Origin of the sequence: Janibacter indicus, assembly GCF_900176385.1 — a bacterium.
In the GTDB taxonomy this organism is placed as follows: domain Bacteria; phylum Actinomycetota; class Actinomycetes; order Actinomycetales; family Dermatophilaceae; genus Janibacter; species Janibacter indicus.
The window spans coordinates 1-11,038 of sequence record NZ_FWXN01000006.1; the positions used below are offsets into that span (position 1 = coordinate 1).

Sequence of the window (11,038 nt, forward strand, 5' to 3'; positions counted from 1 at the left end):
GTGTGTGTTCCTGAACAGCTCCACACCTCACTCGGAGGTCTTCCTCATGTCACGCCGACTCGCCCATCCCGTACCTAACGTCCCGGGTCAGTACAGCTAGTCACTCAACCCTACGACCTAGGCGTCAAGGGGATAGTGGATGATATCGCCCAAGGCAACATCGCCCTCGATATCCAGTATCAACGAAAGTACGTCTGGGATCGGTCAAAGGCTAGCCGACTCATCGAGTCGCTCCTCTTGAATATACCTATCCCCGTCTGCTACTTCGCCGAGGACGAGAACGGGGTGTACGAGGTCATCGATGGCCTACAACGCCTTACGACCATTCGCGACTTCCTTCTCGATGACTTTGCGCTGTCGGGACTTCCTGTATTGAGTGAGCTCGAGGGAAAGAAGTTTTCTGAACTCGCACCCCGCGATCGCCGCCGCCTCGAGAATCGAACGATTCGCTGCATCGTGATTACCGAGGACAGCCACCCTGACATCAAGTTCGACGTTTTTGAAAGACTTAACACCGGTGCCGCTACACTGACCGCGCAAGAGCTGCGAAACTCGGTTTACCGAGGACCTTTTAACGACTCGCTACGCGAGCTTGCCCAAGCGGAGTACTTCACCGACTTGGTCGGGACTGCCAACAAGAGGATGGATCTCGAGGAGGTTGTCCTTCGGTTCCTGGCGCTAGTGAGCGATCTCGACGAATACAAACCACCACTTCGACAGTTCTTAAACGAGTATATGAGGGGCCATCGTCAGGAGCCCATCAACCAAGAAGATGCTCAGCGGTTTGCTGACTGCTGCGTCGTTGCGGGAAAGATCTTGGGCGATTCTCCGTTTCGCGTACCAGGATCAAAGAATCTGTTAAACAAGGCGCTCTTTGATGCCGTCATGGTCCCCATCGCCCATTCCGACCATGGCGCCTTAGAGGCCGCCGGAGCCTCAGCCGTCCGCGCCGTTCTCGAGGCACTCCTGCAAGACGAACAGTTTCAAACGGCGATCGGACGAGCCACCGCTGACCGTCAACGGATGATCTACCGCGTAGGCGCTTTCGCACATGGACTTAGGAGGCTCGACGTTCACGTCGATCTCCCTGATGCCTTTGATGACCCATCCGATGACTTTGACTTCAGCTAGCTGATGTCACTATCTGCAGACTTCAGCGGCGCCACAGAAGAAGTCGTGGTTCTGTTGGACCTGATCGACGAGTCGTCAGTCAGCACACTCCGACAGAATGCCATTTGTCGCAGTGCCACAGTGCTCTTGGTCAGCCACTTTGAAAGCTTCGTAAAGTCGCTCGCGGAGCAGTTCATCGACGATATATCCACAGGTGAGATTCCCGCCAAAGCGATCCCTGTTGGAATTCGCGAGCTCCATTCAAGGCCGCGGATGGAAGAAATCGTCAGCAACCCAGCTCAAAAGCAGCGGGAGGCGTTGTTCCGAAAGTACGTGGCATACAACTGCCTTTGGGTCGACGACGCCAAGCCACCACAGGGCCTTCTAGAGCCACACAAGCTGCGCCGCACTGTGACGAGCGCGAAAAGCGACGTGATTGACGCCCTGTTCGAACTCATGGGCGCGAAGTCACCTGTTTGCGATGGTGACATTGACATCGCCTATGGAAATGAGGACGACCCAGAGCCTGTCAGCATCCGCCTCATGCTGCGAGATGTGACGAAGTGCCGAGACGATATCGCGCACGGGAACGACGGACGAATCCCGACGCCGCAGGATGTAAAGAGATACCGATCGCAACTGCTAGCTCTGGCTGGTCGCTTAGAAGCGAAGAGCGCCCAACTGACGAAGGCAATAACTTCGGCGTAGAGCCTCAAGAGGGTAGGTCGACTCACTGCAAGCTGCGGTTGAGCTACGACCCGACGAAGGGAGCTGACACCCCCTTCGCCGCAGCTCAGGGTGGCCGCATGACCCGACACACCCAGCGCCCCGACCACGCCGCCGAGCTGACCAAGCTGCGCGCCCGTCTCTACGCACCGGAGCTCAGCCCGCTCGAAGCGAGCGCCATGCTCGCCGCGACCGAGTTGCTGCGTCTGCACGAGGCCGGGGACTTCGAGATCTGCATGAGGCCGCACAGCGCCGCGATGGTCCGACTGTGCCTCGGGACTCCCTTCGAGCTGGTGCATCTCGAGGACCACGAGTGCTGCGACTGCTGCGGGTGCTCGTGAGGACCGCGGAAGGTGAGGAGGGTCGGCGCGGCGTCAAGCCGACGTCCAGAACGACAACGTGACCATGCGACGCCGACCCTTCGAGACGGCCGCGGTCGGCCTCCTCAGGCACCGGGCGAGGCAGCGCGCCGGCCCTCTCACCGGGAGCGGTCTCGAGGTAGGTCACCGGGTCTCGAGGCTCGTCGCAGAGCTCCTCACACCTCGACCAACGAGGTGGGAGCGGTCTCGAGGCTCGTCGCAGAGCTCCTCACACCTCGACCAACGAGGTGGGCGCGGTCTCGAGGCTCGTCGCAGAGCTCCTCACACCTCGACCAACGTTGGGATCAGATGACGCCCTGGGCCACCATCGCGTCGGCGACCTTGATGTAGCCGGCGAGGTTGGCGCCGGCGACATAGTCACCCGGGACGTCGAACTCCTCGGCGGTCTCGAGGCAGTTGGCGTGGATGTCGCGCATGATCTCCTCGAGGCGCAGCTCGGTCTCCTCGAAGCCCCACGAGTCGCGGCTGGCGTTCTGCTGCATCTCGAGCGCGGAGGTGGCGACGCCACCGGCGTTGGAGGCCTTGCCGGGCGCGTAGAGGGTGCCGGCCTCGCGGAAGACCTCGATCGCCTCCGGCACGCACGGCATGTTGGCGCCCTCGGCGACGAGCCGGACACCGTTCTTCACGAGGGTGCGGGCGTGCTCCTCGGAGAGCTCGTTCTGCGTCGCGCACGGCAGGGCGACGTCGCACGGCACGTCCCAGATGGATCCGTCGGCGACGTGGCGGGCGGACCCTCCCTTCGCCTCGGCGTAGTCGGTCAGGCGCCCGCGCTGGACCTCCTTGACCTCCTGCAGCAGGGCCAGGTCGATGCCGGACTCGTCGACGACGTAGCCGCCGGAGTCCGAGACGGCGACGACGGTGCCGCCGAGCTGGTGGACCTTTTCGACGGCGTAGATCGCGACATTGCCGGAGCCGGAGACGACGACCCGCTTGCCGTCGAAGGACTCGTCCCGGGCCTTGAGCATCTCCTGGACGAAGTAGACCGTGCCGTAGCCGGTCGCCTCGGTGCGCACCTGCGAGCCGCCCCACGACAGGCCCTTGCCGGTGAGGACGCCGGCCTCCCAGCTGTTGGTGATCCGCTTGTACTGGCCGAAGAGGTAGCCCAGCTCGCGGCCGCCGACGCCGATGTCACCGGCCGGGACGTCGGTGTACTCGCCGATGTGCCGGTAGAGCTCGGTCATGAAGGACTGGCAGAAGCGCATGATCTCGGCGTCCGACCGACCCTTGGGGTCGAAGTCGGAGCCACCCTTGCCGCCACCGATCGGCATGCCGGTCAGCGAGTTCTTGAAGACCTGCTCGAAGCCGAGGAACTTGATGATCGACAGGTTGACGCTCGGGTGGAAGCGCAGGCCGCCCTTGTAGGGGCCGAGCGCGGAGTTGAACTCCACGCGGAAGCCGCGGTTGATCTGGACGTCCCCGGAGTCCGTGGTCCACGGCACGCGGAAGATGATCTGCCGCTCCGGCTCGCACATCCGCTTGAGGATCGACCACTGCGCGTACTCGTCGACGCGGCCGGCGATCGGCGACAACGACTGCATGACCTCGTAGACGGCCTGGTGGAACTCGCGCTCCCCGGGGTTGCGCGCGATCACCTCGTCGAAGTGCCCTTGGAAGTTGGGGTGCAGGGCCTGGGTGGTCACAGCCGATCTCCTTCGAAGGTGGTGGGTCGCCTCACGCTAACCGGCGGGGCCGGGTGCAGGCGAGCTGTCTCAGCGTTGTCCCCGTCCCGTGCGACGCTGGTGTCATGAGCGCTTCCGTGAGCAGAGAGACCGGACCCGACCGATTCGAGGTGAGTGCCGACGGCGTCGTCGCCGGCTTCGCCCAGTTCGTCGACCACGACGGCCGCCGGGTTTTCTTCCACACCGAGGTCGGCGAGGAGTTCAGCGGGCACGGCCTGGCCGGCATCGTCGTCGAGGAGGCCGTGCGGGCCACCCGCGAGGAGGGCCTGACCGTCGTGCCGGTCTGCCCCTACGTCGCGAAGTGGCTGACCAAGCACACCGACCACGGCGCCACCGTCGCGCAGCCGACCCCCGACGACCTGGCCGCGATCCCGCAGTGACCCTGCGCGTCGCCACCTTCAACATCAACGGTATCCGGGCGGCGCAGCGGCGGGGCTTCGAGGCCTGGCTCGCGGAGCGCGAGCCCGATGTCGTCGCGCTCCAGGAGGTCCGCTGCCCGCCCGCGCAGCTGCCCTCCGGCGTCTTCGGTGACCACCACCTGACCTACGAGCCGGGCCAGATCGCCGGCCGCAACGGCGTCGCCGTGCTCACCCGCACCCGCCCCGCAGCGGTGCGGACCTGGGACGGCGAGGTCCTCATGCGGGCACCCGGCGAGGAGCATCTGCACACCGAGCCGTCGCCGCCGGGCACGATGGCGCGCGGGTTGTCCCCCTTCGCCTCCGAGGGGAGATACGTCGAGGTGGACCTCTCCGACCAGCCGCTCACCGTGGCCTCGTTGTACCTGCCGAAGGGAGGGCTGCCGGCCCACCTGCAGAAGCCCGGCGGGCGCGAGGCGCCCGACGGTGGGGCGAAGTACGAGCGCAAGATGGGCTTCCTCGCCTCCTTCGCCCGCCAGCTCGACCGCTCCCGCAAGTCGGCACGGGCGGCGGGGCGCGAGTTCCTCCTGCTCGGCGACCTCAACGTCGCGCACACGCAGCTCGACGTCACCAACTGGCGCGCCAACCAGAAGTCCGAGGGCTTCCTGCCCGAGGAGCGCGAGTGGTTCGACTCGATCGTCTCGCCGCGCACCCTCGTCGACGTCGTGCGGCGCATGCACCCCGACACGACCGGCCCGATGTCCTGGTGGTCGTGGATGGGCGGCGCCTTCGACCGCGACACCGGCTGGCGGATCGACTACCACCTCGCCACCCCCGGCCTGGCGAAGCGCGCGATCACCGCCGGCACCGACCGTCCGGCCAGCGGTCCGGAGCGGGTGAGCGACCACGCGGCCGTGGTGGTGGACTATGCCGACTGACCGTCCGGCGCGAGGGTCTACCACCGGCGCCTACCCGCCGGTAACCTCCGCGCATGGACCAATCGCCGGCCCTGACCATCGGGCTCCCCATCGCCATCGGCATCGTCATGCTCGGACTCGGCCTGTCGCTCACCAGGGCCGACTTCACCCGGGTGCGCGAGGCCCCGCGCGCGGTGATCGTCGCCCTGGGGCTGCAGATGCTCTTCCTGCCGCTGCTCGCCTACGGGCTGATCCGGCTCTTCGACCTCGCGCCGCTCCTCGCGGTCGGCGTCATGCTCCTCGCCGCCTCGCCCGGTGGGACGACGGCGGGGATGTTCAGCTACCTCTTCCGCGGTGACGTCGCGCTCAACGTCACGCTCACGGCGGTCAACTCGGTGCTGACGATCGTCACCCTGCCCCTCATCACCGGCTGGGCGGTGAGCCACTTCAACGCGGAGAGCGAGGGGGTCGGCGTCCAGCTCGGCAAGTTCGGCGGGGTCGTCGTGCTCGTGCTGCTGCCCGTCGCCATCGGCATGTGGCTGCGCTCGGTCCGCCCGCAGATCGCCGAGCGCGCGGAGCGTCCGATCAAGGCCTTCGCCATCGTCTTCCTCGTCGTCGTCGCCATCGGGGCGATCGTCGCCGAGCGGGACAACATCGTCGAGTACACCCGCTCGGCCGGACTGCTCGTCACCATCCTGTGCGCGCTGGCCCTGAGCGTCGGCTACGCCGTCGCCCGCGGTCTGCGCCTCGACCGCGCCCAGGGCGTGGCGGCCGCCTACGAGGTGGGCATCCAGAACACGACCCTGGCCATGACCCTCGCGCTCAGCGTCATGGGCAGCACCGAGATCGCCATCCCGGCGGCCGTGTACTCGATCGTCATGAACATCTTCGGCTTCGCCTTCGGCGTCGCGCTGGGCCGGATGCCCGAGCGGGCCGTGGCCCCGGCCGTCTAGGTTGACCCCATGAGCGATGTCACCGTGCTGCACAACCCGAAGTGCTCGACCTCCCGCGCCGCCGTCGAGACGATCGAGGGCGCCGGGGTCGCGGCCGAGGTGCACCAGTACCTCAAGCAGCCCCTCGACGAGGCGGCGCTGCGCGAGCTCATCGGCAAGCTCGAGGACGAGCCGACCGACCTCGTGCGCCGCGACTCCTTCTTCAAGGACCAGGGCCTGACCGACGCCGACGTCGCGACGGTCGACCAGGTCGTCGCCGTCCTCGTCGAGCACCCGCGCCTCATGCAGCGCCCGGTGGTCGTCAAGGGCGACCGGGCGATCATCGGCCGGCCCAAGGACCGGGTCGCTCCCTTCGTCCGGGGCTGACGCGTCCGAGGACTAGAGTGGAGTCATGATCCTCATCGTCGTGAAGTTCCGCACCAAGCCCGAGTACACCGAGCGGTGGCCGGAGATCGTGGACGAGTTCACCCGGGCCACGCGCGCCGAGCCGGGCAACATCTTCTTCGAGTGGTCGAGGAGCCTGGAGACCAAGGACGAGTGGGTGCTCGTCGAGGCCTTCCAGGACGACGCCGCCGAGGCCCACGTCGGCAGCGACCACTTCGCGGCGGCCATGGAGTCGATGCGCCCGGCGATCACCGAGACCCCGCGCGTCATCAGCCGCACCGTCGAGGGCAGCGGCTGGGACGAGATGGGCGAGCTGAAGGTCGACTGACCACTCAGCAGGACCTTCCCCGGCCTCGCAGGAGCTTCATCCTCGCGCGGGGCCGGGGATTTTCTTTGCGTGACCCGCACGTCACGGGGCGGGTGAGGCGACCCGCCGCAGGGCCCCGTGGTCGATCAGGTCGGCGACCGCCGCGCCCACGATCCGGTCTGCCTCGGGGTGCTCCCCGAGTTCCGCGACGACGGTCGTGGTGAGGTCGGCAACGGTGACCGGTTCGCGCGCAGCCCGCCAGGCCACGGCCCCCGGACCGGCCAGGCGAAGGGGGCGCGGCCCGGCGAGCACCAAGACCTCGCCGTCGCAGGCGATCGCGTCCGACCACGACGCCCGGACCACCCGGGGCGGGGCCTGATCCGTGCGCATTCCCCCGGGGCAATGCGGAGTCCGGGGGGTGGGCTCGGGTGCGGAGCCCTCGTCGTCGCGGGGCAGGCGCTCGTGCGCGGCCGGGGGCAGGTGCTCCCAGGTGGGTGCGGCGGGCGCGGCCTGCGCCAGGTGCTCCGCGACGAGCTCGTGGCAGGTGGCGACCTCGGCGTAGACGAGGCGGGCGGGGACGCCGCCGGCCGTCACGGCGCGGGCGAGCCGGTCGAGGCCGTCGTCGAGCCACCACGTCGACGAGGTCTCCGGGAGCACGGCGAGCAGCTGGTCGAGCAGGCCGACCGGCTCGATCCGCGGGTGCGCCTCGTCGGGGTCTCGGGCGAGGGTGAGCAGGGCGGCGATGCGCGGGGCGGCGGGCGTCGGCCCCAGCCCCACCTCGTCGGGCGCCGGCTCCGCCTTGTGCCACCGGTCGGCCGGGTCGATGACGAGCGAAGGGGGCTTGGGGTGCGGCGCGATCCGCCCGTCGGCGAGCAGCACGACCGACTCGTCGGTGACATAGCCCAGCCGTTCCCCGAGGACCCGCGTGGCCGTCGACTTGCCCCCTCCGGAGGGGGCGACGAGGACGACCGCACGCCCGTCGGCGTCGGTGAGCGCCGCGGCGTGCAGCAGGCTCGCGCGACCGCGCAGCCGGGTCAGGCCGAGCCGGGTGATCTCACGGGAGAGGACATAGGGCAGGCGCTCCGGGTCGCTCGCGGTGACGACCGACCCCACGACGCCCGACCCGGCCGCCTCGGTCGCGGGCAGGTCGCCGAGACCGACGCGCAGGGTCGTCGGCTCCTCGTCGAGGCGGATCGTGCCGGGGTCGATCGCGAGGTCGACGCACCGCGCCCACCGGTCACGGGTCTCGTCGGCGCGGCGGGCGTCGAGCGCGGTGAGGTCGAGGGTCCAGGCGCAGCCCATCGTCACGAGGTCGACCACCCCACCGCCAGCCACCTCGTCAACCACCGCGTGCGCTCCCTTCGCCGGGCGCCACTCTGCCAGAGGAGGGCCCGGTGGGGCACCGCACGCCCGCGACCGCGGACTAGGCTCGTCCCATGCCGAGACCGCACGCCGCCGCGATCTTCGAGGACGCCTGGAACCGTCAGGTGGCCGGCGCCATGCGCCGCCGGGGCTGGGGCACCCGCGTGCTCGCCCACACCGGCTACGGCAGCGCCGACCGCGTCCGCGTCCTCGGCCGGGTCCTGATGACCAGGCGCCCCTACGCCCCGGCCGCCGCCGATGCCCGCGCCACCTGGCTGGAGCTGCGCACCGCCGACAGCGAGCGAAGGGGGTGGCGCGTCTTCTTCACCACCCCGGCAGCGGGTGAGCCGGTGACGGTGACGATCGGCGAGCGCGAGTTCCGCACCCGCGTGGACCGCTCCGGTCTGCTCGACCTGACGATCACCGATCACGGGCTCGAGCCGGGCTGGCACGACCTGCAGATCTCCTCGCCACGCGCTGCCGACACGACCGCCGCGGTCTTCATCGTCGCGCCGGACCAGACCTTCGGCATCGTCTCCGACATCGACGACACGATCATCACGACGACGATGCCGCGGCCGATGATCGCCGCGTGGAACACCTTCTTCCGCCACGAGGGCACCCGCCGCGCCGTGCCCGGCATGGCGACGATGTACCGCGAACTGCTCGCCGAGCACCCGGGCGCGCCGATCATCTACGTCTCGACCGGCGCGTGGAACCTCGTGCCCGCCCTCACCCGCTTCCTGCGCCGCGCCGGCTACCCGCTCGGGCCGATGCTCATGACCGACTGGGGGCCGACCAACACCGGGTGGTTTCGCTCGGGGCAGGACCACAAGCGGGCCGCGCTGCACCGGCTGGCGCGCGAGCTGCCCGACGTGCGCTGGGTGCTCATCGGCGACGACGGGCAGCACGACCCGAGCCTCTACGGCGAGTTCGCCGAGCAGCTGCCCGAGCGGGTGCGCGCCATCGGGATCCGCGTGCTGTCGACGACGGAGCAGCTGCTCAGCCACTTCACCCCGATCTCGACCGACGACTTCGAGCAGCACGTCGGCGTCGAGCTGCCGATCTGCCGGGCCAACGACGGCTGGACGATGCTCGAGCAGATGCGCGAGGCACTCGGGACGGACCGGGCCCGTGCCTGAGCTGCCCGAGGTCCAGGGACTCGTCGACTTCCTCGGCGAGCGGATGGCCGGGCTGGCGGTCGAGTCGCTGGAGCTCGCGTCCTTCTCCGTGCTCAAGACCTTCGACCCGCCACCGCAGGCCCTCGCCGGCGCGCCCGTCGACGGGGTGACCCGCCACGGCAAGTGGATCGACATCGACTGCGACGGCATCCACCTCGTGCTGCACCTCGCCCGCGCCGGCTGGGTCCGCTGGTCCGAGGAGCTGCCGCGCACCGTGCTGCGGCCCGGCAAGTCACCCATCGCGCTCCGGGTGCGGCTCGTCGACGGCTCCGGCTTCGACGTCACCGAGGCCGGCACGAAGAAGAGCCTCGCCGCCTACCTCGTGCGCGACGTGCAGGCCGTGCCGGGCATCGCGAGCTTGGGACCCGACCCGCTCGCCGACGACTTCACCCGCGAGGCCTTCGGCGAGCTGCTCGCCGGCCGCTCCGCCCAGATCAAGGGCGTGCTGCGCGACCAGTCGGTCATCGCGGGGGTGGGCAATGCCTACTCCGACGAGGTCCTGCACGTGGCCAAGCTGTCTCCCTTCGCCAAGGCGTCGACCCTGACCGACGAGCAGGTGGACACGCTCTACCAGGCCCTGCGCTCGACCCTGACCGACGCCGTCGCGGCTGCCTCGGGCAAGCCGGCGAAGGAGCTCAAGGACGCCAAGCGGGCCGGGATGCGGGTCCACGGACGCACTGGCGAGGCCTGCCCCGTGTGCGGTGACGTCGTGCGCGAGGTGAGCTTCGCCGACCGGTCGCTGCAGTACTGCGCCACCTGCCAGACCGGCGGCAAGCCGCTCGCCGACCGGCGGACGAGCAAGTTCCTCAAGTAGCCGTCAGTCGGTGGTGATCAGCCGCCATGCCGAGCGGATGTGCTCCTCCGTGGCCGCCGCCGCGAGATCACCGTCGCCGGCCGCGATCGCCGCGTGGATCCGCCGGTGGTCCGCCCGCAGCTTGTCGGCGACCTCGCCCCAGGCGCCGACGGTGCGGAAGGCGTCGAGGATCGGCAGCCGCATCGACTCACGGATGGCTGCAGTGACGTCGCGGGCCAGCTGGTTGCCCGCGGCCTCGGCGAGCGCGACGTGGAAGGCGGTGTCGTGGTCGTTGAACCGCTCCCGGTCGATCCCCGGGGTCTCCATGAGGTCGAGCAGCCGGGTCATCTCGGACAGCTGCTCCGGTGTCGCGTGCGCCGCGGCGAGGCGCACGCTCACCGTCTCGAGAGCCACCCGCACCTCGAGCACGTCGGGCAGCGGGAAGTTGGCGAGCGCCACGTGCAGGCGCAGCAGACGGGCGAGGGCGCCGCTGGGCACCGCGGTGATCATCGTCCCGCCGGCGCCACCGGCCCCGACCGACGAACGCACGACCCCCTGGGCCTCGAGCGTGCGCACCGCCTCGCGCACCGCAGCACGACCCACCTCGAGCATCCGGGCCAGCTCGCGCTCCGCCGGCAGGGTGTCGCCGACCCGCAGCCGACCGTCGAGGATGCGCTCGTCGACCCAGGCGAGCACGACCTCGTAGGCCTTGAGGCCCGCGCCGGGCCTCGCGGGGCTGGGATCTTCGCTCACGAGCACAGGATGGCACGGCCTCGCGGCGGCCGGGAGAAGTGGTCGGACCATTGCCGGTTCTTTTGGTCCGACCATTGACGGGAGGGCCTCACCGGGTCTACCGTTGTCCTCGACGCAATGGTCGGACCATTACGTCG

13 protein-coding genes are annotated in these 11,038 nt (G+C 69.2%); 10 read left to right on the forward strand and 3 right to left on the reverse strand.

The window, feature by feature from the left end; all coding sequences use genetic code 11:
* The first annotated feature begins 135 nt into the window (after positions 1 to 135).
* From B9B60_RS08010 to B9B60_RS08015, 3 genes are all read left to right on the forward strand, one after another.
* Positions 136 to 1,131: a DUF262 domain-containing protein gene (locus B9B60_RS08010; RefSeq protein WP_143445500.1), complete on the forward strand. Its 996-nt coding sequence runs from the start codon at positions 136 to 138 to the stop codon at positions 1,129 to 1,131.
* 3 nt (positions 1,132 to 1,134) lie between these two features.
* Positions 1,135 to 1,818 (forward strand): MAE_28990/MAE_18760 family HEPN-like nuclease, encoded by a 684-nt coding sequence (locus B9B60_RS16870; RefSeq protein ID WP_125932753.1) that lies wholly within the window; start codon positions 1,135 to 1,137, stop codon positions 1,816 to 1,818.
* A gap of 98 nt (positions 1,819 to 1,916) precedes the next feature.
* Entirely contained in the window at positions 1,917 to 2,177 is a 261-nt protein-coding gene (locus B9B60_RS08015; RefSeq protein ID WP_072623430.1) for a hypothetical protein, read from the forward strand.
* A 323-nt stretch (positions 2,178 to 2,500) separates the two neighbouring features.
* On the opposite strand, the gene gdhA is transcribed toward B9B60_RS08015, so the two are convergent.
* Positions 2,501 to 3,856 carry an NADP-specific glutamate dehydrogenase gene (gene gdhA / locus B9B60_RS08020; protein WP_200811188.1) on the reverse strand — a complete coding sequence of 452 codons (1,356 nt, stop codon included), beginning with the start codon at positions 3,854 to 3,856 and terminating at the stop codon, positions 2,501 to 2,503.
* Between the two features lie 104 nt (positions 3,857 to 3,960).
* Here gdhA and B9B60_RS08025 point away from each other — a divergent pair, with 104 nt between their 5' ends.
* Genes B9B60_RS08025 through B9B60_RS08045 form a run of 5 tightly spaced genes read left to right on the forward strand, consistent with a single transcriptional unit; the run spans position 3,961 to position 6,833 of the window.
* Positions 3,961 to 4,275, forward strand: coding sequence for a GNAT family N-acetyltransferase (locus tag B9B60_RS08025; RefSeq protein ID WP_234993796.1), 315 nt, complete (start codon positions 3,961 to 3,963; stop codon positions 4,273 to 4,275).
* A 2-nt stretch (positions 4,276 to 4,277) separates the two neighbouring features.
* The gene (locus B9B60_RS08030) at positions 4,278 to 5,189 is read left to right on the forward strand and encodes an exodeoxyribonuclease III (protein WP_084451139.1); all 912 of its coding nucleotides are present in this window, start codon (positions 4,278 to 4,280) and stop codon (positions 5,187 to 5,189) included.
* Between the two features lie 53 nt (positions 5,190 to 5,242).
* Complete coding sequence (locus B9B60_RS08035) at positions 5,243 to 6,121, forward strand: bile acid:sodium symporter family protein (RefSeq protein WP_084450771.1); 879 nt, start codon at positions 5,243 to 5,245, stop codon at positions 6,119 to 6,121.
* A gap of 9 nt (positions 6,122 to 6,130) precedes the next feature.
* Positions 6,131 to 6,487, forward strand: a complete 357-nt coding sequence (locus B9B60_RS08040; RefSeq protein WP_072623427.1) for an ArsC/Spx/MgsR family protein — start codon at positions 6,131 to 6,133, stop codon at positions 6,485 to 6,487.
* Between the two features lie 25 nt (positions 6,488 to 6,512).
* A complete protein-coding gene (locus tag B9B60_RS08045) occupies positions 6,513 to 6,833 on the forward strand; it encodes a putative quinol monooxygenase (RefSeq protein ID WP_035903762.1) in 321 nt (106 codons plus the stop codon).
* A gap of 81 nt (positions 6,834 to 6,914) precedes the next feature.
* On the opposite strand, the gene B9B60_RS08050 is transcribed toward B9B60_RS08045, so the two are convergent.
* A complete protein-coding gene (locus tag B9B60_RS08050) occupies positions 6,915 to 8,159 on the reverse strand; it encodes a hypothetical protein (protein WP_143445502.1) in 1,245 nt (414 codons plus the stop codon).
* 89 nt (positions 8,160 to 8,248) lie between these two features.
* Here B9B60_RS08050 and B9B60_RS08055 point away from each other — a divergent pair, with 89 nt between their 5' ends.
* Positions 8,249 to 9,316 carry an App1 family protein gene (locus B9B60_RS08055; protein ID WP_084450775.1) on the forward strand — a complete coding sequence of 356 codons (1,068 nt, stop codon included), beginning with the start codon at positions 8,249 to 8,251 and terminating at the stop codon, positions 9,314 to 9,316.
* Positions 9,309 to 10,169, forward strand: a complete 861-nt coding sequence (locus tag B9B60_RS08060) for an Fpg/Nei family DNA glycosylase (protein ID WP_084450777.1) — start codon at positions 9,309 to 9,311, stop codon at positions 10,167 to 10,169. Before B9B60_RS08055 ends, B9B60_RS08060 begins: the two co-directional genes overlap by 8 nt.
* A 3-nt stretch (positions 10,170 to 10,172) precedes the next feature.
* On the opposite strand, the gene B9B60_RS08065 is transcribed toward B9B60_RS08060, so the two are convergent.
* A complete protein-coding gene (locus B9B60_RS08065) occupies positions 10,173 to 10,901 on the reverse strand; it encodes a FadR/GntR family transcriptional regulator (RefSeq protein ID WP_234993797.1) in 729 nt (242 codons plus the stop codon).
* Between the last annotated feature and the right edge of the window lie 137 nt (positions 10,902 to 11,038).

Bases quoted from the DNA above. Each gene is read 5' to 3' on its own strand.
- B9B60_RS08035 (WP_084450771.1), top strand. From the start codon at position 5,243: ATGGACCAATCGCCGGCCCTGACCATCGGGCTCCCCATCGCCATCGGC.
- B9B60_RS08055 (WP_084450775.1), top strand. From the start codon at position 8,249: ATGCCGAGACCGCACGCCGCCGCGATCTTCGAGGACGCCTGGAACCGT.
- B9B60_RS08045 (WP_035903762.1), top strand. From the start codon at position 6,513: ATGATCCTCATCGTCGTGAAGTTCCGCACCAAGCCCGAGTACACCGAG.
- B9B60_RS08025 (WP_234993796.1), top strand. From the start codon at position 3,961: ATGAGCGCTTCCGTGAGCAGAGAGACCGGACCCGACCGATTCGAGGTG.
- B9B60_RS16870 (WP_125932753.1), top strand. From the start codon at position 1,135: ATGTCACTATCTGCAGACTTCAGCGGCGCCACAGAAGAAGTCGTGGTT.
- B9B60_RS08040 (WP_072623427.1), top strand. From the start codon at position 6,131: ATGAGCGATGTCACCGTGCTGCACAACCCGAAGTGCTCGACCTCCCGC.
- B9B60_RS08015 (WP_072623430.1), top strand. From the start codon at position 1,917: ATGACCCGACACACCCAGCGCCCCGACCACGCCGCCGAGCTGACCAAG.